We start from the raw sequence: 23036 nt of genomic DNA, 5'->3' as shown, positions 1-23036 counted from the left end.
TTAGCGCACCTCAATCCAGGGCTCCCCGGCCACGTGCGGCCGCAGCGTGCCGAAGGGCTGTAGCGTCAGGCCATACTGCTCAAAAACGGCTTGCACGGCCGCCTCGCCCCCGGGCTCGACGCACACCAGCAGGCCGCCCGAAGTTTGTGGGTCGCAGAGCCAGTGGCGCTGCTCGTCGGTTACGGCCCCTATTTTATGGCCGTAGCTGTCCCAGTTGCGCACCGTGCCGCCGGGTATGGCTTTCTGCTGCCGGTATTCCTCGGCCTCGGCCAGCAAGGGCACTTTGCTGAACTCGATTTCCGCCGTAAGATTACTGCCTTCGCACACTTCCGACAGGTGGCCCAGCAAGCCGAAGCCCGTGACGTCGGTCATGGCGCGCACGGCTTCCAGCTGGCCCAGCTCGTAGCCGATTTTGTTGAGCTGCATCATTTGCTGGGGTGCAATCTGCTCGTGCTCAGGCTTCAGAATACCGTGTTTCTGCGACGTGGTCAACATTCCTACTCCCAAAGGCTTGGTCAGGTAGAGCGCGCAGCCCGCTGTAGCCGTGTCGTTCTGCTTCAGGTTCTTGATGTCGAGCATGCCCGTGACGGCCAGGCCGAAGATGGGCTCGGGCGAGTCGATGCTGTGCCCGCCGGCCAGCGGAATGCCCGCCTCGGCACAAATGCTGCGGCTGCCCTCAATCACGCGGCGGGCCACTTCCGGAGCCAGCTTATCAATGGGCCAGCCCAGCACGGCAATAGCCATGACGGGCCGCCCGCCCATGGCGTACACGTCCGAAATGGCATTGGCCGAGGCAATGCGCCCAAAATCATAGGCATCATCGACGATAGGCATAAAAAAGTCGGTGGTGCTGATGATGGCCTGGCCGCCGCCGATATCGTACACCGCCGCGTCGTCGCGGCTGCTGTTTCCTACCAGTAGCTTGTCGTGCTGGGGCTGGGCAATGCTGGTGTGCAGAATCTGGTCGAGCACCTTGGGCGCAATTTTGCAGCCGCAGCCCGCCCCGTGGCTGTACTGCGTGAGGCGGATCTGGTCGGGCGTGGTGTCGGGAGTCATGGGCAAAGGCGTTAGAAGCAGAAGAGAGGCAGCTCAGGAACGCTACAGGTTCCAGGCCGCGTGTTGTAAAACTACCCGGTAACCGTCCGGATCTTCAAAAGTAAGACCCTGCTGGTCCCAGTAAGGATTGTAGGCCGGTACGGGAGCAAAGCCCGCCGTGCGCAGGCGCTGCACAGCCGCTTGCCACTCCGCTTCTTCGGGTAGGTAAAATACCAGAAGATGGTCGGCGGTTGGCGCCCGCCCCACGGTGTGGCCCGGCTGCTGCGTGAACTCCAGATGATAGGGCGCGGCGGCCTGGCCCAGCATGACGCCATCGAACCCGTTGTGGGCCGTGAAGCTGGCCAGTTGGGTCAGGCCGAGGCCCTCCTGGTAAAACCGCACCACGGCCGCCAGATTGTCGGTGGGCCGAGCTACGCGCAGCTTAGCCAGCATGGGAAGGCAGCGCAGGATGAACCCCGGCAAACAAACCGGCTTCGGCCGCTGCCGCCAGCACCAGCTCCGCATTAACGACCGGGTCGCAGGTAGCGGAAGGCACCCGCACGATCTGGGCGTTGACTTTGCCGTTGAGCCCAAAGCCGTAGGTTTTGTCGTAATAAGTGAGGGCAATGTCGACCATCTTTTCCATGTCGCCGACTTCAATGGCGGCCAGGGCTTCCTTGGTGGCTAGCCCGCCAAGGCGCTTGCTGATGCGCACGATGGCCTCGGCCAGCAGCTGCGGGTCTTCCTTGCCGTATTCCGCCGCCAGCTTGCGGGTGCGTACGTCGTGTGGAATATCGAGCACTACCAGTGGCGCGTGGCGCATCTGCTCAAAGAACGGCTTTGGAATCGTCAGCCGCCCAATCGTCAGACTTTCGTCTTCCAGCCACGGCGTCACTGCGGTCGGCAGCTGACTCAGGAGCAAGGCTAGGTTGTTTTCGAACTGCTCGGGCGTGGGCTGGGGCGGCAGGCCAATGGCCCCGAACGACGAGCCTTTGTGGCTGGCCTGTCCTTCCAGGTCCACGATGGTTTCGCCACGGCGTGCCAGCTCGTGGAGCACGTCGGTTTTGCCGCTGCCCGTCAGGCCGCCTAATATCAGCATCGGGCGCGGCTGGGAGAATTGCGCCAGGGCCCAGCGGCGGTAATCCTTATAGCCTTTGTCGAGCAGATGCACCTTGAACCCGGCCAGCTCCAACAGCCAAAGCACGGCTCCGCTGCGCATGCCGCCGCGCCAGCAGTGCAGGCGCACTTCCTTGTTGGGAGCCAGCTTTTGGGCGTATTTCACCATGCGGCTCATCTTCGGCCCAAAAAACTCCAGGCCGATATGCACGGCCCGCTCCTGACTCACCTGCTTATAAGCCGTGCCGATGCGGGCCCGCTCTTCGTCGGAAAACAGCGGAAAGCTCAGGGCGCCAGGAATATGGCCCTGGGCGTACTCGACAGGCGCGCGCACATCCAGAATCGGGATGTCGGCGGCCACAGGCATGAACTCGTGAAGGGGAAGGCGGGGCATGAACGGGGGTTATTGCAATTGACGCCGGTAGAGCTGAATCGTATTCTCCAGCCCCAGGTATAGCGCGTCGCACACCAAAGCGTGCCCGATGCTAACCTCGGCCAACCCCGGTAAGTTCTGCTTGAGGTAGGCTAGGTTCTCCAGGTCCAGGTCGTGGCCGGCATTCAGCCCCAGCCCCAACTGCTGGGCCATGTGGGCCGCCGCAATATAGGGCGCTATAGCTGTGGCCGGGTCGGTGGGGTAGAGGCGGGCGTAGTCTTCGGTGTAGAGTTCAATCCGGTCGGTGCCGGTGGCCACGGCGGCCTTCATCATGGCCGGGTCGGGGTCCAGAAAAATGGATACCCGGCAGCCGATAGATTTCAGCTCCGTTACCACACCCAGCAGAAAAATCTGGTGCGTAATGGTGTCCCAGCCCGCATTGGAGGTAATGGCATCCGGGGCGTCGGGCACCAGCGTCACCTGCTCGGGCCGCACGGCGCGCACCAGCTCCAGAAAATCCGGGGTTGGATTGCCTTCTACATTCAGCTCCGTCGTCACGATCTGGCGCAGGTCGTGCACGTCCTGGTAGCGAATGTGGCGCTCATCGGGGCGTGGGTGCACCGTAATGCCTTCGGCGCCAAACCGCTCACAGTCACGGGCTACCTGCAGCACGTTCGGACGGTTGTGGCCCCGGGCATTCCGTAGCGTGGCTATTTTATTTATGTTTACGCTAAGTTTCGTCATGAGAGAAGGCGAAAAACTGACTCCAAAACGGCCAGCGTGGGTCAAAAATACGCGGCCAGTCGGAATCTTTGATTCCAGACATTACTACTACAAACTTATGGCTCTGAAAGACACCATCGACGCGGATATTAAAAAGGCTATGCTGGCCAAGGACAAAGTGCGCTTGCTGACGCTGCGCAGCATTAAGTCCCAGATCCTGTTGGCCGAAACGGCCGAAGGCGCCCACGGCGCGGCCCTCACGCCGGAGGCCGAGCTGAAGCTGCTCAACAAAGCGGCTAAGCAGCGCCGTGAGGCCGCCGACACTTACCAGAAGCAGTTCCGCTCCGACCTGGAGGAAACTGAGCTGGCCGAGTTGGCTATCATCGAAGAATACTTGCCCGAGCAGCTTTCTGAGGCGGATATAGTGGAGAAAATCGTGGCCATTATCCAGCGCGTCGGAGCCACGGGCCCGTCCGACTTGGGTAAGGTGATGGGCGCGGCCGCCCGGGAGCTGTCAGGCCAGGCCGACGGCAAACTGGTTTCCCAGGTGGTAAGCAATCTGCTCAACAACACGAATGTGTAGAGTCAGTTAAGAATTCGTACTGAGCAGTTAAAAATTGGGCTCAACGTCCTCTTTCTCTTGTTGCTCAGTACGAATTCTTACTTACTGATTACCAATTCTTACTTAATTCTGTGTCCGGCTTCGATATTCTGTTGTTGCTGCCGCTGGGCGTAGGAGCCGTGAAGGGCTTTCGGCGGGGCCTGGTGCTGGAGGCGGCCTCGCTGCTGGCCTTCGTGCTGGGCATTATTGGCGGACTGGCTTTGCTCAGCGATGCCATTCCGCTGGTACGCAACTACGTGGGCGAGGCGTTTGGGCTGCTGCCTATCGTGGCGTTTCTGCTGGTGTTCGTGCTCATTACCTGGGGCGTACACCTGGCGGGTGGTTTCCTCAAAACGGCGGTGCACCTTACCCCGTTGGGCGTATTGGATAATCTGCTGGGAGCCGCGGCCGGGGCGCTGAAGTGGGTGTTGGGTATTAGTCTGCTGCTCCACGGCGTGGGCTTTGCCGGTCTCAAATTGCTCTCGCCCACGCTCATCGCCGACTCGCAGGTGCTGCCCATTGTGCAGCAAGCCACACCGTTTGCCCTAGAAATCGTGAGCTTCATTATGCCGTTTGCCGCTACATTGCTGGAAAAGCTACGCGGTGTGTTTTAGTCAAGTAGCTAGTGTTGGTAAGCCAGTGCGAGGCTAGTGGGGCCAGAAAAGGCCGCCTGCAACTTTGGCGTAGAAAAACGGATCAGAAGGCTACTATGCACCTGCTGCTGCTCGACAACTTCGACTCGTTCACCTATAATCTGCTGGATTACTTCCGGCAGCTGGGAGTGAGCGTACAGGTGGTGCGCAACGATGTGCCCTTGGCTGAGATTCGGCAACTGGCTTTCGACGCCATCGTGTTGTCGCCGGGGCCGGGCACACCACGCCAGGCGGGCTGCCTGATGGCGCTCATCGCGGAGTATCATCAGCAGGTGCCGATGCTTGGCGTGTGTCTGGGCCATCAGGCGCTGGGCGAGTTTTTCGGCGCGCAGCTCACGCGGGCGGCCCGCCCCATGCACGGCAAAGTATCGGTAATACAGAGCGAGGGAGCCGCCGCCTTATTTGCCGATTTGCCCGCGCAAATTCCCGTTACGCGCTACCACTCCCTGATTATCAAATCATTGCCAAAGGAGTTGCAGCCTTTGGCGTATACCCTCGACGACGCGCAAGAACTGATGGCATTCCGGCACCGTACCTTACCGCTGTATGGCGTCCAGTTTCATCCCGAAGCACTCCTCACCACCCACGGCCTGCCCCTGCTAGCCAATTGGGTCAAGTGTTGTATCATTGCAAAGGATGGTCAGTCAGCGTAGCCGGACTCGAAATCTCCCGAGAAGATGGAATTGCAGATAAAGGAACAGAACGGTTTTCAGTATGTAGCAGAAGGCACCGGCGAGGTGCTGCTGCTGCTCCACGGCCTGTTTGGGGCCCTCAGCAACTGGCAGGACGTAGTGGCGGAGTTCAGCACCGACTACCGGGTCGTGATTCCGCTACTGCCCATCTATGAAATGCCCCTCAGCCAGGCCGGAGTGCCAGGCTTGGTGAGCTACGTCGAAGATTTCCTGCGGCAGGTGCAGCTCACCGAGCCCCTAACGGTGCTCGGCAACTCCTTGGGTGGCCACATTGCGCTGGTATATGCGCTGCGCAACCCCAACATGGTGACGCGCATCGTGCTTACCGGCAGCAGCGGGCTGTTCGAGGATTCCATGGGCGGCTCTTTTCCTAAGCGCGGCAATTACGCCTTCGTGCAGGAGCGCGTGGGCTACACGTTCTACGACCCCAGCATTGCCACCAAAGAGCTCGTGGATGAGGTCTTTAGCGTCACCAATTCCAATACCAAGTGCCTGCGCATCATCAGCATCGCCCGCTCGGCCCAGCGGCATAATCTGGGCAAGGATCTGACGAAGGTTTCCGCACCAACGCTGCTGGTCTGGGGGCTGAACGACACGATAACGCCACCGGTGGTGGCCCACGAGTTTCATCGGCTACTGCCGCAGTCGGAACTGCGCTTTCTCGACCATTGTGGGCACGTGCCCATGATGGAGCACCCCCGGGAATTCAATCGGCTGCTGCGCCAGTTTCTGCGACGCACGGCCCCGGAGCCAGCTCTGACGTAAGGGGCTGAACAAAACCACCGCCTGCCGGCTTACTCGTCGCGCCGTCTTCCTAGTTTATTTCTGGCTTTCAGTTCTTTCCGCCAATGCACTCGATTATTGCTGAGGACTTGCTCAACCAAATGATTCCTCCACTGAAAGTGTCGGACTCAGCCGGTAAAGCGGCCAAGTGGCTGGAAGAATTCCACGTTGGCCAGTTGCCCGTGCTCGAAAATCGCCTCTACCGGGGCCTCATCACCGAGGCCGACCTGCTGGATTACGAGCACCCCGACGAGTTGCTGACCAATGTGCCGTTCGGCTTCGCGCAGGTGCACGTGCAGCGCGACCAGCACTTCTACAGCATCATGGAGCTGGCGATTCAGAACAAAGTGCAGCTGGTGCCGGTGCTCGACGACCAGAATGAATACCTCGGCGTCGTGACCGTGAGCGATACGCTGGCGGCCTTCGGCCAACTGCCGATAGCAGCCGGCCAGGGCGGCATTCTGGTGCTGTCGATGGAGGAGCGTGATTATTCCCTGACCCAGATCAGCCGCTACGTCGAGGAGAACAATGCCAAGATTCTCAGCGCCCATGTGGCTCAGGACGAACACGACCCCTACAAAATTCGGCTGACCCTAAAGCTAAACACCCCGAATATGGCTCGTATCACGGCCACGCTCGAGCGGTTTGGCTACCTCATTACGGCCCAGTTCAGCGGGGCTGGCGAAGTCGGCGAAAACGAGCAGGAGCGCTTCGACGCGCTGCTCAAATATTTGAGCTTATAAAACCCCTTTCCCCGCGTGCTTGCCTACCTGCTCGTCCTGCTGCTAGGCTGGCTGCCCTCACCTCTCACCCCAGCGCTTGCCTCGCCCGACCCGACCCGGCGGGCTCCCGCAGACAGCGTGGTGCGGGCCCAGTGCCCCGACTACCAGATCGTACGCGTCGCTACCATCCTGTTTGTGGGCAATGAAGTGACCAAGGAGCGGATTCTGCGGGCGGAGTTGGACTTCCGGGAGGGCGACACGATTAGCGTAGTCAACTTGGCTCGTCGGTTGGAAGCCAACCGGCTACGTCTGTTCAACCTGCAGATTTTCCACGGCGTGCTGGCCCAAACGGTATGCCGCGACGGTGAAATCACGGTGCTGTTCAGCTTGCAGGAGCGGTGGTACACCTTCCCGGTTCCCATCTTCTCCTTGGCCGAACGCAACTTCCGCTCCTGGCTCGACCGCCCCGACCGTTGGCAGCGGGTCGATTATGGGCTGCATGTGGTGCGTAAGAATTTCCGGGGACGCAACGAGGAAATCCGGGGTAACCTACAGCTGGGTTTCAACCGCAAGTACGAGCTGTTTTACGATGCTCCCGGCTACGGCAAGCTGCGGCGTCTGGGTTTTGGTGTCGGCGCTTCCTACTACCGCAGCCACGCCCTCGATTACGCCACCGTGCAAGACCGCCTCGTGACTTTCCGGGATGAAGCCGGTTTTCCCATCGAGCGGCAGTACGTCACTGCCGGGCTGCGCTGGCGCTATTCCGTGCAGCGGCGTGCGCTGCTGGACGTATCCTATCATCGGGAAACAATTTCCGACTCCGTCGTGCGGCTCAATCCCGAGTACTTTCTGGGCGCGCCGCGCCGTGCTTATCTGGATCTGGCTCTAACAGCGGTTCTTAACCACCGCAATACCTTTGCCTATCCTCTGACGGGACACTATGTACAGGCCAGCGTATTACATCGGGGATTCATTGCTTCCGCGCCGGCTCTCACCACGCTCCGGGTGCAGGCTGCCAAGTACATGGCACTTGGCCACGACTTCTACTATACTGTCGGGGTGCAAGGCCAATTGCGCCTTGGCCGCCGCGTTGCCTACGCCGACAATCGGGCGCTTGGCTACGGGGAATTAGTGCGCGGCTACGATCAGTACGTAGTCGATGGCCGTCAGTATGGCCTGTTGCGGCAAGGCCTTTCGTACCAACTGCTCGATTTGGGCCGGCTCAGGCTGCAAGGAATAAGCAACCCGAAAATCAACAGCATTCCGCTGGTTGTATATTTAAATACCTTTGCCGATGCCGGTTACGTAGGCAGCCGGGCTACAGCGCTTGGCAACCAGCTGCCAAACCGGCTACAGGCCTCTTTGGGCGTCGGTTTACACCTGGTTACCTACTACGACCGGGTCCTGACGCTGGAGTATACCCGCAATGTGCACAGACAGGGCGGGTTTTTTTTGCGCACCGAATTCCCCATCTGACCTGGCCTTCCACACGGCGGGCTGGTTAAGTTTTTGTTATGAAAATCGCTATTCTCGGCAAACCTTTCGACGAAGAAACCTTACCGTTTCTGCAGGCGCTTCTCGACGATTTAGTCGCGCGCCAGACGGAAGTCATCATCGTCGAGTCCTTTCGTACTTACCTCGACAACCGGCTGCGGCTTCCCGAAGGTATCGGGACATTTCGCCGCGGCGACTCGCTGCGCGGCGTCCAGTTCGTGTTCAGCATCGGTGGCGATGGCACCTTGCTCGATACCGTCACCTATGTTGGCGCGCTGCAAATTCCGATTTTAGGGATCAACACTGGCCGTTTGGGTTTCCTGGCTACCATCACCGTCGAGCGCATTGCCCAAGCTATTGATGCGCTCTACAAAGGCCACTTCGTGCTGGAGGAGCGCAGCCTGATTCGGGTCGATACAGACCCGGAAGTATTTGATGGCATTAATTTTGGGCTCAATGAATTTTCCATTTTAAAGCGCGACACGTCCTCCATGATTGTCGTGCATACGTATATCGACGGCGAATACCTCAACTCCTACTGGGCCGATGGCTTGGTCGTAGCCACGCCAACGGGCTCCACCGGGTATTCGCTCAGCTGTGGCGGGCCGGTAATGCTGCCCCAAACCAACAATTTTATCATTGCTCCCGTATGTCCGCACAATCTGAACGTTCGCCCCATCATCGTGTCCGACCGTAGCGTGATTTCCTTCGAGATTGAAGGCCGAAGCAACAACTTTCTGCTGTCGCTCGATTCGCGCTCGGTCGCCGTCGACGCGGGTATTCAAATTGCGGTGCGGCGTGAAAACTTCGCTGCCCGGCTTGTCAAACTCAATCATGTTAACTTTCTGACCACGTTGCGCAGTAAGTTGAATTGGGGCCTCGACAAGCGGAATCCGGTGGGTATCTGACTGTAATACATTGACTTTTTCCTGTATTTCTTTTTTAAGTTCCCGCCAACCTCTACTTTTGTCACTGACTGAACTCGTGTCCCTACGGATTTAACGACTCTTCTAAACCTTCGCATATCCTTAATTTCGCTCAATATGAAGCAATTCTTCACCCACGTCTTGGCTTTGCTGCTAGTGGTTTCGCTGGTCGCCACAGAGGCGAGTGCGCAACAGTTTAGTAAGCGGAAGCAGTACAACTCCGTTGGCGTCAGCCTCAATGCGATGAACTACTTCGGTGACATCGTGCCCAAGGCTAGCATCCCTAGCTTGCGCTTCGCTGCCACCCGCCCCAACATCGGGGTAAATTTCACCCACCGGTTTGCTCCCCGTATTTCGGCTCGTTTAGCCTTTTCTTATGGCCGTATCACCGGCGACGACGAGAAAGCCGCTGATCCTACCGATCCAGACGCCCGGTTTCGTTACCACCGGAACATGAACTTCCGCAACGATATCGTGGAACTGTCGGCAGTAGGTGTTTTCGATCTGATTGCCAACCGTAACAACTACATCAAGCGCCCAGACTTCGTGCCGTACGTATTCGCTGGTATTGGCGTGTTCCACCACAATCCCAAGGGGTTGGTGAAAGGTGGCGACGTGAGCAATGTATCGGAAGGCTCGTATGTGAATCTGCAGCCTCTCAAGACGGAAGGCGTCGACTACAGCCTGACTAACTTTTCTATTCCTTTCGGTGGCGGTGTTCGTTACAAAGTCAACAAAAGCTTTGATATTGGCCTGGAAATCGGCTGGCGCAAGACGTTCAGCGACTACCTCGACGACGTTAGCCAGACCTATGTTGATGATGCCAAGCTAGGTAGCGCAGAGGCTAAGTACTTCGGTCGTGGTATTACCCGCACCGACGACGGTCCTTTCACCAACTTCAACGTGCCCGGCGAAATGCGCGGCAAAGGCAATGAGAAAGATTGGTACATCGTTACGGGTATCAACGTAAACTACATCTTGGCTCCCCGCGTTAAAAGCCCCAAATTCCGATAGCCAGTTATACTGGCTGTCAAGTTTCACTTACAGCTAGTCTAATGACGCATTCGAATCTCTTCAAAACACTCCTTGTTTGCTTGGTGCAAGCAGGGAGTGTTTTTTTTATTTCTACCGCCGCCGCTCAAAATACCAGTGAGTTAGGTATCGGCATCGGAGGAATGGTCTACAAAGGGGAGCTTGCCCCAGCGTATCAGTTTCGGAACAACCGCCCGGCGGCCACTGTCTTTTATCGTAAGGATATTTCTGCACCCATTACCCTGCGGGGGAACTTCTTATGGGGCTTGGTGCGGGCCGACGATGCCAACGTAGGAGGGGTGAATGGGAATACAGCCCCATTGCCGGCCTATCGACAGGCCAATACCAAAGGCAACATCTTAGAAGCGGGGGCAGCTGTGGAATATAATTTCTTCGACTACCGAAACCGCAAAGAGAAGGTCCATTTCACACCCTACGTTTTTGTGGGTGTGGCGGGCTTCTTAGCCCGTACCCGCACCATCAGTAACGCTGGCCTCGACCAGCTGGAAAAGAGTGGCAATACGGTTGGGTTGGCCATACCGGCGGGCATTGGCCTCAAGCTCGCCCTAACGCCCCGGTGGAACCTGGGCCTGGAAGCCGGTGCTCGCAAAGCCTTCACCGATGAAATAGATAATCTCGGCACCCAGAATGCTGTGCTGGTGAATACGCACGACCAGGACTGGTATTTTTACAATGGCGTGAGCATCTCCTATACTTTTTACAAGATTAATTGCCCGGACTCTTACAAGGCAAATCCTAAGCTGTTGCGGTAGAAGTCAGACTAGGCCGGGCTAAATGCAACCATTTGCGTAACTTGCGGCCTCTTTACGCAAAAAGTACCGATGGCCGCCCGGTCCGAACTAGACACTCAGAATATTCCTGCCCATGTTGCCGTCATCATGGACGGTAATGGCCGCTGGGCCAAACAGAAAGGTGGCCTGCGCATCTTTGGGCACCAAAGTGCCATCACGGCCGTGCGCGACACGGTGGAAGGCGCTGCTGAGCTTGGCGTTCAGTTCTTGACCATGTATGCTTTCTCCACCGAGAACTGGGCCCGCCCCAAGCACGAGGTAATGGCTTTGATGCAGCTACTGGTGCATACTATCCGGCACGAAACGCCGACGCTTCTCAAGAACAGTATTCGTCTGCAAGCAATTGGCCAAACGGAAATCCTGCCGGAGTCTTGCCAGCGAGAGCTACGCGAAGCCATTGAGCTGACCAAAGATGGCGCGCGCATGACGCTGGTGTTGGCCTTAAGCTATAGTGGGCGTTGGGATCTAACACAAGCAGCGCAGCGTTTGGCTGTTGATGTAGCCGCTGGCACGGTGCGGCCCCAGGACATAAGCGAGCAAACCATTGCGGGCTATCTGGTAACGGCGGGTATGCCCGATCCGGAACTGTTGGTACGCACAAGTGGAGAGCAGCGCATCAGCAACTTCCTGTTGTGGCAGCTGGCCTACACCGAACTTTATATCACGGATGTGCTGTGGCCGGATTTCCGGCGCGAGCACCTCTACGACGCCATCCATGCCTACCAGCGCCGGGAGCGGCGCTTTGGCAAAACCAGTGAGCAGCTAACCGTTTCGTAAGTTTTCGAATGATTTCCTTCCAGACTAGATTCTTCTTGTTCCTGACCGTACTCGCCCTTGGTGGGGCTATTTGTGTACCCAACGCATGGGCGCAGACCCCGACGGCGGCTGGGGCCGAGCCCCAACGGTACGAGTTGGCCGGTATTACCGTCAGTGGCGCTTCCTACTTAGACACGAATACGCTTATTGGCCTGACAGGGCTGAAAATAGGCGACCCGATTTCCATTCCGGGCGAGGAAATCGGCAAAGCCATCCGCCGGCTCTGGGACCAAGGTATCCTGGGCGACGTGAGTGTGTCGACTACCCGTATCGAGGGGACGCGCATCTTTCTGGATTTTAATTTGAAAGAGCGTCCTCGGCTTTCCAAGTTTGAGTTTACAGGTATCAGCAAAGGCCAAGCCGATGAGTTGAAAAATAAAATCAAGCTCATCCGGGGTAAAGTAGTAACCGACGCGCTGCTGAACAACACCAAAACGCAGGTACGGAAGTTCTACACAAATAAGGGGTTTCTGGATGCCAAGGCCACGATTGTGCAAGTGCCGGATTCGACCCTGTCCAATAGTGTGGTGTTAAATATTGCGGTGGACAAAGGCAGCAAAATTCGGATTCGGGATATTGCGTTTGAGGGAAACAATGCCTTCACGGACCGGAAGCTGAAGGGCAAGCTCAAAAAGACCAAGGAGCGTAAGTCGTACAAGATTTTGACCGCTGGCAAGTTCCAGAAGAGCGAGTACGAAGCCGATAAACAGCTGCTGCTGGACTTCTACAACGGCGAGGGCTACCGCGACGCGGCAATTGTATCCGACACGCTGGTACGCACGGAAGATGGGTTGGCCTTGCGCATCAAGGTAGATGAGGGCTCGAAGTACTACTTCCGGAATATTACCTGGAATGGCAACTACCTCTACGACGACAAAACGCTGGCGTCGGTACTGGCTATTAAGGAAGGAAGCACTTACAGCAAGGAAACGCTGGAGAAGCGGATGAACTACAACCCCACGGGGCAGGATATTACGTCGCTCTACATGAATGACGGCTATTTGTTCTTTGGCATCGACCCAGTGGAAACCAAAGTGGAAGGAGACTCGATTGACATCGAAATGCGCATCACCGAGGGAGTCCAGGCTCGCATCAAAGAGGTGAACATTGCGGGTAATACCAAAACCAGCGACCATGTGCTGCGCCGCGAATTACAGACGCTGCCCGGCGACAAATTTAACCGGGAACTGCTGATTCGCTCCCAGCGTCAGATTGCTACTTTGGGCTACTTCGACCCGGAAAAAATCGGTCTGAACCCGGTGCCTAACCAAGCTGAGGGAACGGTTGACATTAACTATACGGTGGTTGAGAAGCCTTCTGACCAAATTACCCTTTCGGGTGGTTGGGGTGGGGCTGCAGGCTTCATCGGTACTGTTGGCCTTGTGTTCAACAACTTCTCGCTGCGTAAAGCCAGCACTCTACGCAACTGGACGCCCGTACCAGCCGGCGACGGGCAGCGTCTGGCGCTGAACGTGCAGGCGAATGGCTTGCAGTATCAGGCCTATTCCTTCTCCTTTACTGAGCCGTGGCTGGGCGGTCGGAAGCCTAATTCTTTGTCATTCAGCCTGAATCGGACTGTCAACCGGCTGACTAACGGCGGTAGCTTTGATATTAAAAACGGCAGCTTTATTAAAAGTAATACGGCATCAGTTAGTTTGGGCCGTCGGTTGCGCTGGCCCGATGATTACTTCACGCTGAGCAACTCACTATCGGCTACGCAGTACGAGACCAAGGATTATCCGCTGTTCGCGAATTTCCAGAACGGGACTGCCAGCAACATCACGTTGAATACCACTCTGTCCCGCAATAGCATCGACAACCCGACCTATACCCGTCGGGGTTCGTCGCTGTCGTTGAGCTTGAGCTTAACCCCTCCATACTCAATCTTCAAGGGCGCGCATCCAAACGTGAACGAGTGGATCGAATTTCATAAGTGGATGTTCGACGCATCCTGGTTCACTCCTATCGTCGGCAAACTGGTGTTAAATACCCGGGCACACTTCGGCTTCATCGGCACGTACAACTCCAACCGGGAAATTGGCCCTTTTGAGCGCTTCAAGCTTGGTGGTGCGGGCCTGGGTTTTGGTGGCTCTTCCAACTTCGTAGTGGGCACCGAGTTTATTGGCTTACGCGGATATGAGGACCCTAACAGCCCCAACGCAATACAAAGTCCCAGCTCAACTGGGGTAGCCTACAACAAGTTCGTACTGGAAATGCGCTATCCGGTTTCCTTGAACCCGGCGGCAACGGTGTATGTGCTCAGCTTTGCCGAAGCCGGCAATGCTTTCGAATCGTACCGTCAGTATAACCCTTACAAGCTCTACCGCTCGGTGGGGGTAGGGGCGCGTATTTTCATGTCGGCATTCGGTTTGCTTGGCTTCGATTACGGCTATGGTTTCGATGCGGTGCCCCGGTACAGTGCCGGGCAGGCTACACAGGAAAAAGGTCGTTTCCACTTCATCATTGGCCAGCAGATTCGCTAATACTTGGCAGGCTGCGCCGCCAGCTACTTTCTCTACCCGAACATGAAAAAGCTTCATTCTTTTCTCTTGGGAGCAGCATTCCTCCTGAGCGCGCCGGCTGCAGTAGCCCAGAAATTCGGCTACGTCGACTCCGAGTTTGTGATGAGCAAGATGCCTGCCTACGCACAGGCTCAGCAGGAATTGAACACGCTGTCGGGAAACTGGCAGAAAGAAATTGAGAGCCAGAAAAAAGACCTTGACAAGCTATATCGTAACTATCAGGTCGAGGAAGTACTGTTGACGGAGCCGATGAAGAAAAAGCGGCAAGACGAGATTCTCAAGAAGGAGCAGGACGTCAAGGCGTACCAAAACAAGATATTTGGCTACGAAGGGCAGCTGTTCAAGAAGCGTCAGGAGCTTACCAAGCCCGTGCAGGATCAGGTGTTCGAGTCGATTGAGAAAGTAGCCAAGAAAAAACAGCTGGGCATTGTCTTCGACAAGGCCGGGGATCTGACGATGCTCTACACCAACCCAATCCATGACTACACGGAATTTGTGCTGGAAGAATTGGGTTTAGCTTCTGAAGACCGCAATCAGCCCGGGCAAAAAGGAGCCGTACGCACGGTCACGACTCCCAAAACACCAGCCGCTGAAACTGACGCGGCTACGGACTCGGACGGAAGCGCTGCTCCGGCAAGTAAGACCCGCCAGCCTACGCGCTCAACAAATACGCGCCCGGCGAGCCGAAAAAATTAACTTTGCCTTCGTAATCTACTTCCCCGAAAGTTTTTCCTCTTAATGAACATCATGAACAAAATCCGTCTTGCCCTGGCTGTAGCCGTCCTCACGCTCAGCACGGCCACCTCGGCACTAGCGCAGGCCCCTCTGAAAATTGGCTACACCAGCGTAGAGTACGTCTTGAGCCAGATGCCGGAAAGCAAGCAGATCGAATCGGATCTGAAAGCGTATAGCACCCAGCTTGAAGCTCAGCTAAAGAGCAAGTATGCCGACTATCAGACCAAAGCCGAAGCATATCAGAAAAGTGCTTCTACCATGCAGGAGGTAGTGCGGGCTGATAAAGAGAAGGAATTGACGGGCTTGCAGTCTTCCATCCAGGAGTTCCAGCGCAGCGCCGACCAGTCGTTGCAGCAGAAGCAGCAGACGCTGCTGAAGCCGGCCCTGGATAAGCTGCAAAAGACCATCGACCAGGTAGCGGAAGAGAACGGCTACACGTATGTGCTGAACTCAGATGGTGCCAGCCCGGTATTGCTGCACGGCCCCAAAGAAGGTGACATCTCGGATCTGGTGCTGAAGAAAATGGGCGTGACGCCTGGTGCCGCTGCTGCCGCTAAAGTAACGCCGGCCGCGTCGACTGCTACTCCCGCTGCCACAACTACTCCGAGCAAAACCAAAGTAAAAACCAAGAAGAACTAGCTCACGCTGTTGTTCTGAGGAGAAAGCCGGGGCCTTAGGCTCCGGCTTTCTTATTTTCATTTCAGTACCCTCAAGTTGCTACCCTCCATGCTTGCCGCCGACTCTCTACTGCCCGACCCTGACCTGCCCGACGAAGAAGACGGAGACGGGGATGAACTCTATGAACAGCACCGGCTTATCGTGGATCGGGGGCAGGTGATGATTCGGATTGACAAGTTCTTGATGAACCGGCTCTCGAACGCTACCCGCACCAAGATTCAGAATGCCATCAAGGCCGAGGCCGTGCAGGTGAACGGTAAGGTCATAAAGTCGAACTACCGCATTAAGCCGCTCGATCTTATAACGATGACGCTGCCTGGGCCGCCGCGCGATGTTAGCGTAGTGCCCGAACCGATGGAGCTGGACATTCCCTACGAGGATGAATCCTTCCTGATCGTTAATAAGCCAGCGGGTATGGTGGTGCATCCGGCTTTTGGGCACTGGTGCGGCACACTTGTCAATGGCTTGGCACACCACTTGAGCAACTTGCCGACCGGCCGCAATGGCGAAGTTCGGCCGGGCCTCGTGCATCGTATCGACAAGGATACTTCCGGCTTACTGGTTATCGGCAAAACGGAGTGGGCCATGACGCATTTGTCGCAGCAGTTTTTCCATCACACTATCAAGCGGACCTACTTGGCGCTGGTTTGGGGAATCCCCAAAGAATCGGAAGGCACAATACGGGGGCATATCGGGCGTAGTGTGAAGGATCGGAAGGTGCAGGCCGTATTTCCTGATGGCGACCAGGGCAAGCACGCTGTGACGCATTACAAGGTGCTCAAAACGTTCGGCCATGTAGCCTTGCTGCAATGCAACCTGGAAACGGGCCGCACCCACCAGATTAGGGTGCATATGAAACATATCGGGCACCCCTTGTTCTCCGATGCTGTCTATGGCGGCGACAAAGTACTATATGGTCAGCGCACGGGGACTTACAAGGCGTTTGTAGAGGCAGCCTTCCAACTGATGCCCCGGCAGGCTCTGCATGCTAAGTCCCTGGGCCTGGTGCACCCGGTTACGCATGAACCCGCGCACTTCGACTCAGAGCTGCCTGCTGACTTTGCATCGGTGTTGGCTAAGTGGGAGCAGTATGCCACCCACGACAGCTAACAGAGAACCATATGATGCCAAAAAAGCCTGCCCCACGCTAGTGGAGCAGGCTTTTTAGTTGAGTCGAAGCAAGTGGTTACTTCTTCTTCGCAGGTGCTTTGGTTGCCGTTTTCGGCCGGGCCTTCATGCTGTCAACCACCGCTTTGGCATTCTGGTTGGCGGGGTCCAGAGCCAGTACCTGCTGGTAGTAGGGGAGAGCAGTAGTCTTGTCGCCCTTCTGGTAGTGGTAGTACCCCAGGTAGCTGTTGGCCTCTACCAAGCCGTCTTTGTATTTGGCAGGGTCAGCCTTGGCTACTTCAACATACTTCTCATAGTAAGGCTTAGCCAAGCCCTGCTTGGAGTCCGGATCAAGACCGTAGTTGGCTTGGGCCCGCATGAGGTAGCCAGGTACATAGTTGGGCTTTGCCGTCAGTACGATGTTGTAGAGGCTGTCGGCCTGCGTATACTGCTTATTGTTGGTATACACACGGGCCAGCAACACCTGATCCGTCAGCTCTCCCCCTCCTGTCGCCTTCATTTTGGCGCGGTAGGTGGCAATGGCCATCGGATAGTTTTTCGACGACGAGTACGCCTGTGCTAAATCGTTTTGCAGATCCACGTTTGTTGGGTCAGCTTGGATGGCTTTCTGCAGCATTGCAATGCCCTGCTCACCCTTGCCCGCTTTAGCCAGCATTTTGGCGTAATACACGTTGTCCTCCTTAATGACTTTTTCAGCAGGGGTTATCTTCATGTACTTGTCCATGGCTACAATGGCCTCCTCATTCTTGCCGGTTTCATACAGCGAATAAGCCAGCAGACGGTTCATCGTCACATTGTTGGGGTCGCGGGCCAGCACCTTCTGTACTTCCGTCAACGCCTCTGGATACTTCTTGGTCAGGAAAAGGAAGGACGCATATTTTGCATCCGTATCCGATGACTTCTCGGCTAAGCCAGTGTACTTCTGGAAGTTAGACAATGCATCGTCGTACTTGCCGGCGTAGAAATAGGTCTCAGCCAAGGCATTATATGCCGGAGCGTAATTAGGGTCCAGGCTGATAGCCTTATCGAAAGCCGTGCGGGCCTCATTGTAGTTGCGCGAACGAACGTTCAGCTGACCCTTGCGGTAGTAAGCCAATACATTGTTCTGATCGGCTAGCGTCGCTCTGTCGTAGCTGTTCATTGCTTCGCCGCCGCCATTTTCCTGCTTCAGGTAAATATCACCCCGAGCAATCATCAGCGTTGGGTCGTCCTTCAGCTTATTGGCTTTATGGGCGGCCTCCACATACGAAAGAGCCTTGTTTACATCCTTGACGTTCGATTCGGCATACGCCTGCGCAATCATCGTCAGCACCTTCGCGTCCCGCCCCTTAGTGGCTTTTAACGCGTTGTCAAACTGAATTTCAGCTTCAGCCGTTTTGCCTTGGGCCAAAGCGGCCCGGCCCGCTGCTACCATGGTAGTAGCATCCTTCGGGTTCAGTGGAATCCGGTTGAAGTAGTAAGCTGCCGAATCCGGCAATTCCCGCATCTGGTACAAACGACCAAGCTCGAAAGATACTTCCGGCGACGAACCCTGCCGCAGCAAGGCTGCGCGGGCTTCATTATAACGGCCCAGTTCAATTGATTTTTGGGCGCTCGGTGCGGTTTGAGCAAAAGCGGCAGAGCCGGAAACAGACAAGGCAGCGAGGAGCGAAAGCTTCCAGGGCTTGAAGTTCATGAGCAAAAGGTTTGGTGGAAAGCGTTGTTAAGGAAAAGACAAAAAGTAAGGCTAGCGCTTATTCGTATCGATAATCCGCATTTGGCCCGTTGCCGGAACCAGCCCGGACTTGAGGACAATAAGCTGGCCTTTGTTACCCGCTGAGAAGGATGCAAAACCGGTGCCAAGCCCAGCGCGGGCTTCTCGGCTGATCAGATATACCTCGCGCCGCAACGGGTACGTTTTCAGTGCCAGGTAGGCTTGATAAGGCTGTACGTAGTCGTCGGGCTTCTGCGGATTAGCTTGGGCACTGACGCTCACAATCCGCACATTTTTCAGAAAGCCCTGTACCGCCTTGTCATCCCGGTCACTGATCCAGTTTACCCCCACAATACCAATAGTGTTAGGATGAGTAGCAACGTAATCTAGTAGCGCCGGGTTCGATTTGGCCGCAAAAACACGTTTAGTAAGCGCCTTGCCTTGAAGCAGGGAGTCCTGAACGTAGCGCGTAGTGCTGGAGCGGTTCGTGTCGAATACTACATTGATGCTGCCTAGCCCTTTCTTGCCACTGACCTGCGACCATTCCTGGGTGTTGCCCATAAAAATACTCCGTAGCTGCGCTACCGTAAGCATCGAGTCGGGGTTGCTGGGATGTACTACAATAGCCAGCCCATCGACGGCGAGGCGGGCGGTGCGCGGCACGATTTTAAGCCGTTCGAACTCTGCTTGTTCCGCTGGGTTCAGCTGCCGCGATAGGACCGCCACGCGCGCTTTGTTGGCCAGCAAATCCCGCATTACTTCCTCCTCGGGCTTGTAAGCAGCCGTAACCCGCGCCGCTGGGTAGAGCTTTTGGAAAGTATCTATCTGCGACTTCAGAATCGGCTCAAACGTCTCATCCACGCTGATGTTGATAGCGCCGCTGGTTGGCGTATCCGAGCTGTCCTCCATCGGACCCGTTGCCTGATTGCAGCCACCGAACAGCGTGCCGCTCAACAGTAGTACGGTGCTGGCTGCTTTTATATTAACGCGCATCGTTGGAGTTGTTTCGTTGAAAGTGCTGCCGGTAAGTGCGAACAAATCTAATGATTCCGTAAAAAACGAACACCGCCCCCAAAATGCGCCGGGTGGTGGTGGGCAGCGAAACTATGTTTGCCATCGGCAGCCATAGCAACACCCCTAGACCAGTGTAGATGACCGCCATGGCGAGCGTGAAGTACTGCACCAGCCGTTGGGGTGATTTGCGGTTCAGCCGTTCCTCAGTAGTTGAATTATTAAGCATAGAGTGTGCAAAAGAAAAGAGTCTGAGCGTAGAACGTAAAACTACCGCTCTCCCGTTCGTTCAAGCCTCCCGGGCTGCCGGGAAAGCGTAAAAAAGCTATCCTACAAAAAAAGCCAAAAATCAGGCGGTATACAGTATACCACCTGATTTTTGACTATATATAAAACATCAAATCAACTAAAGCTCTGAAGATGAAGTCTTAGGTATGGTACTTTATCAGATGCCTATTCATACTGAAACGTGATGGGCAAGGTGTAGCGTACAGCTACGGGGCGGCTGTTCTGCCGGCCGGGCGTCCAGGAGGGCATATTGCTTACCACTCGGGCCGCTTCTTCATCGGTGCCGTACCCCAGGCCTTTCAATACCTGCACATCCGAAATAGAGCCGTCGGCCTGCACGGTAAAGGACACGAACACTTTGCCCGATATAGCGGCGGCCAATGCTTGGCGGGGAAAGTGCAGATTACGCTGCATGTACTGGCGCAATGCGCTTATTCCGCCCGCAAATTCCGGCATTACTTCTACGTACACGAATGGCTTGGCTGGCGGCGCTACAGTAGCGGCCCCCGAGTCGGTACCTGCCGCCCCCGGCGTGCCCACGCCCGTTCCTGCTGTCGTCGCCCCGCTCGGCGCGATATCCGCCAGAATATTATCATTGGTTATAACAGCGTCCGTGGTCGGCTGTGGCTTCAGCAGTGCATCGTCTGGCACTACTTTCTGTAGCGTCGTCGCCGGCTGTGGAGTGACAACTGCCATTGGTTGCGCACGAGCTGCTGGGGTAGCAGGAAGAGCCGGTTTTGGTTGGGTCATAACCACGTCCGTCAGCTGTATCATATCCTTCAACGGATCCTTGGCCAGGGGTACTGCTGCTGGCCAGAGGCGCTGCACCACCAGCGGAATGCTGACGAGTACCAGACATAAAGCCACGGTAATAGCCAGGGCCCGTGCCAGGTGCCGGTTATACACTTGGCGTAGCACGAAGGCGCCGTAGGCTTTGTTGCGGCCCTCAAAGACGATTTGATCCAGAGAGGCGGTGTGCAGGTTGAGAATGCTCATGGGCAGGATAGGGGCTAAAGGTGAAACGGAAATCACAGGCACGCAGTATCCAAGCCATTCCTACTCCTCACTCCTTCATGCTGCTGGCTTTCAGGGGTAAAACGCCAGCTTGAAGCAGAAAAGTATGCGGCTAGCCGAATTCTTTTCACACGAAAAAGCCCGAACTAAGCAGCTGCTCAATTCGGGCTTTTGGGCTTCCGGCCGAAGGCTGGAAGAAACTGTTTAACGGATGGCGAAAGTCACCGGAACCGTGTACGAGACACTTACCGGACGGCCGTTCTGCTTACCAGGCGTCCAGTTTGGCATGGCCTTGATAACGCGAATTGCTTCTTCGTCGCAGCCGGCACCGATGCCTTTGGTCAGTTTCACATCCGTGATGTTGCCCGTTGGGCCCACCACGAAGCTGATGAATACTTTACCTTCAACCTGGTTGCGCAGCGCCAAAGCGGGGTATTTAATGGTTTTGCCCAGATAAGCGAGCAAACCGGCCATACCGCCGGGAGGAGTTGGCATTTGCTCTACATAGGTGTAGACCTTATTCTCAACGACCTCTTCTACTACCTTGTTGCCTTCACCTTCCAGGCCAGCCAAGTCGGCTGGGTTGTCGGTGTTGCCCTTGACGGTTTCGGTAGCGACTACCTTTTCCTTCAATTCTTCCACGTCCGGTACTTCTTCCACCTTCTTTACCTCTTCGTCCTTCTTTACAACGGGCGGGGTAAACTTGATGGTCGAAAGCTTCGGTGGTGGCGGTGGTGGCGCCTCCGGTGGTGGGGGCGGCGGCGGCGGCTTGGTTTCGTCCAGCGGTGGAGCTTCCATCAGCTCGTTCTGCTTCAACATCTTATCATCTATTACCTTCTTGTCGTCGGCAAACATTCGCGCGATGAGCGGGAAGCTTACCATAAGAGCCAAGAGAGCAATACCGAGGAGAAGCGCGCGGGTGATGTGCTTGCCGTACAACCGCCGGAGCACATAAGCTCCGTAGGCCTTATTTCGTCCTTCAAAGACAATGTCGTTGAAAGACGCTTTGGCCAATTGCGTGTTATCCATCATAGCCCTGAGCTTTTAATCAAGTCCTCGTCCACTTTCGAGATATCTACCAACGCGTACTTATTCTGGTTGGTAATATTCATCTCGTCGAGGATGTCGACCATGTTCTTGTAATTCGACTTGTCAACCGGTTTGATCAGGATAACCAAGTCTTTGTTAGCGCGCTTACGCTCCAACAATACTTTCCGGATACCATTGGCGGAATAATCGCTTGCTACCAACTCTGGTTTAGCTTCGCCTTCGCGTAGCAACCCAGCGTAGTAGAAAACTTTGTTACTCTCGCCCAGGATAACCGTGAAGGCATTGCGGGCCGGAAGCTCAATCGGCGGGTCACCGGGTTTGGGCTTCACGGGCATCGTGAGGTCCATCACCGTGGGCTTGCTGAACGTGGTGGTCAGCATGAAGAAGGTGAGCAGCAAGAAGGCCAAGTCAACCATGGGGGTCATGTCGATTTTGGTCGACATTTTCTTGGCCCGTTTCTTCCCGCCCTTACCGGAATCAGCTTGTTGTTGTATTTCTGACATGGCTGGGGTCGGTTATTTGCCGGCTACCGGTTTGGACTCCAAATCGGTAATCAGGTTGAAACGGTTGATGTTCTTATCCTGCAGCAGTTTGATGACTTTCTTCACCGTGGGTACGTCCGCATTACCGTCGCCTTTGATGGCGATGTAGGCGGGCTTGTTGAACTCCTTCCGGCTGGCGGCCTGTGCTTCAACCACCCAGTCGATAAACTGGTTGTTCAAGGAGTCGGCGGGAATGCCGGACTGCTTGACGGTTTTACGCTGCTCGTTGTCGCGGTTGAGGAAGTCGGGAAGCTGTTGTACCGGTACGCCGAAGCTTGACAGATTCGAGAAGGTCTTTGCCTGAGCAGCCGTGAAGCTTACTCCGTATTTGGCACCCACTCGGGTCAGCATGTCAATCTTGGGCTTCGCGTCATCCATTCCGAAGAATACCCGCTTGTCCTTGTCCACCGAAATCGTAATAACGTGGCTTTCAGGCAAGCGAATCTCCGAAGTGGAGGAGGGAGTATCCACCACTACAGCTTCCTCGGGAGCGAACTTGGTGGTGAGCATGAAAAAGGTCACCAGCAGGAATGCCAAGTCCACCATCGGAGTCATATCCAACGACGGGGACGTTCTGTGGGGTTTTACTTTGGGCAT

General features: G+C 55.9%; 25 protein-coding genes. 14 read left to right on the top strand and 11 right to left on the bottom strand.

What is annotated here, in order from left to right:
- The 4 genes from selD to E5J99_RS07825 are packed head-to-tail and all read right to left on the bottom strand — an operon-like array spanning position 1 to position 3268.
- Complete coding sequence (selD, locus tag E5J99_RS07840; protein WP_135497165.1) at positions 1 to 1056, bottom strand: selenide, water dikinase SelD; 1056 nt, start codon at positions 1054 to 1056, stop codon at positions 1 to 3.
- Positions 1057 to 1098: 42 nt separating this feature from the next.
- Entirely contained in the window at positions 1099 to 1488 is a 390-nt protein-coding gene (locus tag E5J99_RS07835; protein ID WP_135497164.1) for a VOC family protein, read from the bottom strand.
- Complete coding sequence (gene mnmH, locus E5J99_RS07830) at positions 1478 to 2545, bottom strand: tRNA 2-selenouridine(34) synthase MnmH (RefSeq protein ID WP_135497163.1); 1068 nt, start codon at positions 2543 to 2545, stop codon at positions 1478 to 1480. The genes E5J99_RS07835 and mnmH overlap by 11 nt, the downstream gene beginning before the upstream one ends.
- A gap of 9 nt (positions 2546 to 2554) precedes the next feature.
- Positions 2555 to 3268 (bottom strand): pyridoxine 5'-phosphate synthase, encoded by a 714-nt coding sequence (locus E5J99_RS07825; protein WP_135497162.1) that lies wholly within the window; start codon positions 3266 to 3268, stop codon positions 2555 to 2557.
- A gap of 97 nt (positions 3269 to 3365) precedes the next feature.
- On the opposite strand from E5J99_RS07825, the gene E5J99_RS07820 reads away from it, so the two are divergent.
- The 14 genes from E5J99_RS07820 to E5J99_RS07755 all read left to right on the top strand — a co-directional run bounded on the left by E5J99_RS07820 (position 3366) and on the right by E5J99_RS07755 (position 16823).
- On the top strand, positions 3366 to 3830 hold the full coding sequence (locus E5J99_RS07820; RefSeq protein WP_135497161.1) for a GatB/YqeY domain-containing protein: 465 nt from the start codon (positions 3366 to 3368) through the stop codon (positions 3828 to 3830).
- A gap of 110 nt (positions 3831 to 3940) precedes the next feature.
- Positions 3941 to 4462: a CvpA family protein gene (locus tag E5J99_RS07815; RefSeq protein ID WP_135497160.1), complete on the top strand. Its 522-nt coding sequence runs from the start codon at positions 3941 to 3943 to the stop codon at positions 4460 to 4462.
- Between the two features lie 95 nt (positions 4463 to 4557).
- Positions 4558 to 5154 carry an anthranilate synthase component II gene (locus E5J99_RS07810; protein ID WP_135497159.1) on the top strand — a complete coding sequence of 199 codons (597 nt, stop codon included), beginning with the start codon at positions 4558 to 4560 and terminating at the stop codon, positions 5152 to 5154.
- A 24-nt stretch (positions 5155 to 5178) separates the two neighbouring features.
- Positions 5179 to 5958, top strand: coding sequence for an alpha/beta fold hydrolase (locus E5J99_RS07805; RefSeq protein ID WP_135497158.1), 780 nt, complete (start codon positions 5179 to 5181; stop codon positions 5956 to 5958).
- An 83-nt stretch (positions 5959 to 6041) separates the two neighbouring features.
- Entirely contained in the window at positions 6042 to 6719 is a 678-nt protein-coding gene (locus tag E5J99_RS07800) for a CBS domain-containing protein (RefSeq protein ID WP_135497157.1), read from the top strand.
- 15 nt (positions 6720 to 6734) lie between these two features.
- Positions 6735 to 8174 carry a BamA/TamA family outer membrane protein gene (locus E5J99_RS07795; RefSeq protein ID WP_135497156.1) on the top strand — a complete coding sequence of 480 codons (1440 nt, stop codon included), beginning with the start codon at positions 6735 to 6737 and terminating at the stop codon, positions 8172 to 8174.
- Between the two features lie 38 nt (positions 8175 to 8212).
- The gene (locus tag E5J99_RS07790) at positions 8213 to 9100 is read left to right on the top strand and encodes an NAD kinase (protein ID WP_135497155.1); all 888 of its coding nucleotides are present in this window, start codon (positions 8213 to 8215) and stop codon (positions 9098 to 9100) included.
- A gap of 135 nt (positions 9101 to 9235) precedes the next feature.
- Positions 9236 to 10132, top strand: coding sequence for a DUF6089 family protein (locus E5J99_RS07785; protein WP_135497154.1), 897 nt, complete (start codon positions 9236 to 9238; stop codon positions 10130 to 10132).
- Positions 10133 to 10173: 41 nt separating this feature from the next.
- Entirely contained in the window at positions 10174 to 10923 is a 750-nt protein-coding gene (gene porG, locus E5J99_RS07780) for a type IX secretion system protein PorG (protein WP_135497153.1), read from the top strand.
- Between the two features lie 69 nt (positions 10924 to 10992).
- Entirely contained in the window at positions 10993 to 11739 is a 747-nt protein-coding gene (locus E5J99_RS07775; RefSeq protein WP_135497152.1) for an isoprenyl transferase, read from the top strand.
- Between the two features lie 8 nt (positions 11740 to 11747).
- A complete protein-coding gene (gene bamA, locus E5J99_RS07770) occupies positions 11748 to 14261 on the top strand; it encodes an outer membrane protein assembly factor BamA (RefSeq protein WP_135497151.1) in 2514 nt (837 codons plus the stop codon).
- A gap of 42 nt (positions 14262 to 14303) precedes the next feature.
- Positions 14304 to 14996, top strand: a complete 693-nt coding sequence (locus E5J99_RS07765; RefSeq protein ID WP_135497150.1) for an OmpH family outer membrane protein — start codon at positions 14304 to 14306, stop codon at positions 14994 to 14996.
- 51 nt (positions 14997 to 15047) lie between these two features.
- Entirely contained in the window at positions 15048 to 15674 is a 627-nt protein-coding gene (locus tag E5J99_RS07760) for an OmpH family outer membrane protein (RefSeq protein WP_245318798.1), read from the top strand.
- Positions 15675 to 15761: 87 nt separating this feature from the next.
- Positions 15762 to 16823: an RluA family pseudouridine synthase gene (locus E5J99_RS07755; protein ID WP_135497148.1), complete on the top strand. Its 1062-nt coding sequence runs from the start codon at positions 15762 to 15764 to the stop codon at positions 16821 to 16823.
- Between the two features lie 76 nt (positions 16824 to 16899).
- Here E5J99_RS07755 and E5J99_RS07750 read toward each other — a convergent pair whose 3' ends face one another.
- The 7 genes from E5J99_RS07750 to E5J99_RS07720 all read right to left on the bottom strand — a co-directional run bounded on the left by E5J99_RS07750 (position 16900) and on the right by E5J99_RS07720 (position 23036).
- Positions 16900 to 18516: a tetratricopeptide repeat protein gene (locus E5J99_RS07750; RefSeq protein WP_135497147.1), complete on the bottom strand. Its 1617-nt coding sequence runs from the start codon at positions 18514 to 18516 to the stop codon at positions 16900 to 16902.
- Between the two features lie 51 nt (positions 18517 to 18567).
- Positions 18568 to 19527, bottom strand: a complete 960-nt coding sequence (locus E5J99_RS07745) for a PstS family phosphate ABC transporter substrate-binding protein (protein WP_245318796.1) — start codon at positions 19525 to 19527, stop codon at positions 18568 to 18570.
- Entirely contained in the window at positions 19517 to 19774 is a 258-nt protein-coding gene (locus E5J99_RS07740; protein ID WP_135497146.1) for a hypothetical protein, read from the bottom strand. Before E5J99_RS07740 ends, E5J99_RS07745 begins: the two co-directional genes overlap by 11 nt.
- Before the next feature lie 224 nt (positions 19775 to 19998).
- A complete protein-coding gene (locus E5J99_RS07735) occupies positions 19999 to 20829 on the bottom strand; it encodes an energy transducer TonB (RefSeq protein ID WP_135497145.1) in 831 nt (276 codons plus the stop codon).
- Between the two features lie 222 nt (positions 20830 to 21051).
- Positions 21052 to 21879, bottom strand: a complete 828-nt coding sequence (locus tag E5J99_RS07730) for an energy transducer TonB (protein ID WP_245318794.1) — start codon at positions 21877 to 21879, stop codon at positions 21052 to 21054.
- On the bottom strand, positions 21876 to 22400 hold the full coding sequence (locus E5J99_RS07725; protein WP_135497144.1) for an ExbD/TolR family protein: 525 nt from the start codon (positions 22398 to 22400) through the stop codon (positions 21876 to 21878). Before E5J99_RS07725 ends, E5J99_RS07730 begins: the two co-directional genes overlap by 4 nt.
- 12 nt (positions 22401 to 22412) lie before the next feature.
- Positions 22413 to 23036 (bottom strand): ExbD/TolR family protein, encoded by a 624-nt coding sequence (locus tag E5J99_RS07720; RefSeq protein ID WP_135497143.1) that lies wholly within the window; start codon positions 23034 to 23036, stop codon positions 22413 to 22415.

Source organism: Hymenobacter elongatus, assembly GCF_004745955.1.
Taxonomy (GTDB): Bacteria; Bacteroidota; Bacteroidia; order Cytophagales; family Hymenobacteraceae; genus Hymenobacter; species Hymenobacter elongatus.
Note: the sequence above shows the minus strand (reverse complement) of the source record. Positions and strands in the feature narration are given on the sequence as shown.

Excerpts from the sequence above, each read along its gene's own strand:
- E5J99_RS07775 (WP_135497152.1), top strand. The coding sequence starts at position 10,993 with ATGGCCGCCCGGTCCGAACTAGACACTCAGAATATTCCTGCCCATGTT.
- E5J99_RS07755 (WP_135497148.1), top strand. The coding sequence starts at position 15,762 with ATGCTTGCCGCCGACTCTCTACTGCCCGACCCTGACCTGCCCGACGAA.
- E5J99_RS07810 (WP_135497159.1), top strand. The coding sequence starts at position 4,558 with ATGCACCTGCTGCTGCTCGACAACTTCGACTCGTTCACCTATAATCTG.
- E5J99_RS07730 (WP_245318794.1), bottom strand. The coding sequence starts at position 21,879 with ATGATGGATAACACGCAATTGGCCAAAGCGTCTTTCAACGACATTGTC.
- E5J99_RS07835 (WP_135497164.1), bottom strand. The coding sequence starts at position 1,488 with ATGCTGGCTAAGCTGCGCGTAGCTCGGCCCACCGACAATCTGGCGGCC.
- E5J99_RS07720 (WP_135497143.1), bottom strand. The coding sequence starts at position 23,036 with ATGCCCAAAGTAAAACCCCACAGAACGTCCCCGTCGTTGGATATGACT.
- E5J99_RS07725 (WP_135497144.1), bottom strand. The coding sequence starts at position 22,400 with ATGTCAGAAATACAACAACAAGCTGATTCCGGTAAGGGCGGGAAGAAA.
- E5J99_RS07760 (WP_245318798.1), top strand. The coding sequence starts at position 15,048 with ATGAACAAAATCCGTCTTGCCCTGGCTGTAGCCGTCCTCACGCTCAGC.
- mnmH (WP_135497163.1), bottom strand. The coding sequence starts at position 2,545 with ATGCCCCGCCTTCCCCTTCACGAGTTCATGCCTGTGGCCGCCGACATC.
- E5J99_RS07765 (WP_135497150.1), top strand. The coding sequence starts at position 14,304 with ATGAAAAAGCTTCATTCTTTTCTCTTGGGAGCAGCATTCCTCCTGAGC.
- selD (WP_135497165.1), bottom strand. The coding sequence starts at position 1,056 with ATGACTCCCGACACCACGCCCGACCAGATCCGCCTCACGCAGTACAGC.
- E5J99_RS07740 (WP_135497146.1), bottom strand. The coding sequence starts at position 19,774 with ATGCTTAATAATTCAACTACTGAGGAACGGCTGAACCGCAAATCACCC.
- E5J99_RS07825 (WP_135497162.1), bottom strand. The coding sequence starts at position 3,268 with ATGACGAAACTTAGCGTAAACATAAATAAAATAGCCACGCTACGGAAT.
- E5J99_RS07745 (WP_245318796.1), bottom strand. The coding sequence starts at position 19,527 with ATGCGCGTTAATATAAAAGCAGCCAGCACCGTACTACTGTTGAGCGGC.
- bamA (WP_135497151.1), top strand. The coding sequence starts at position 11,748 with ATGATTTCCTTCCAGACTAGATTCTTCTTGTTCCTGACCGTACTCGCC.
- E5J99_RS07785 (WP_135497154.1), top strand. The coding sequence starts at position 9,236 with ATGAAGCAATTCTTCACCCACGTCTTGGCTTTGCTGCTAGTGGTTTCG.
- porG (WP_135497153.1), top strand. The coding sequence starts at position 10,174 with ATGACGCATTCGAATCTCTTCAAAACACTCCTTGTTTGCTTGGTGCAA.
- E5J99_RS07790 (WP_135497155.1), top strand. The coding sequence starts at position 8,213 with ATGAAAATCGCTATTCTCGGCAAACCTTTCGACGAAGAAACCTTACCG.
- E5J99_RS07735 (WP_135497145.1), bottom strand. The coding sequence starts at position 20,829 with ATGAGCATTCTCAACCTGCACACCGCCTCTCTGGATCAAATCGTCTTT.
- E5J99_RS07750 (WP_135497147.1), bottom strand. The coding sequence starts at position 18,516 with ATGAACTTCAAGCCCTGGAAGCTTTCGCTCCTCGCTGCCTTGTCTGTT.
- E5J99_RS07805 (WP_135497158.1), top strand. The coding sequence starts at position 5,179 with ATGGAATTGCAGATAAAGGAACAGAACGGTTTTCAGTATGTAGCAGAA.
- E5J99_RS07800 (WP_135497157.1), top strand. The coding sequence starts at position 6,042 with ATGCACTCGATTATTGCTGAGGACTTGCTCAACCAAATGATTCCTCCA.
- E5J99_RS07820 (WP_135497161.1), top strand. The coding sequence starts at position 3,366 with ATGGCTCTGAAAGACACCATCGACGCGGATATTAAAAAGGCTATGCTG.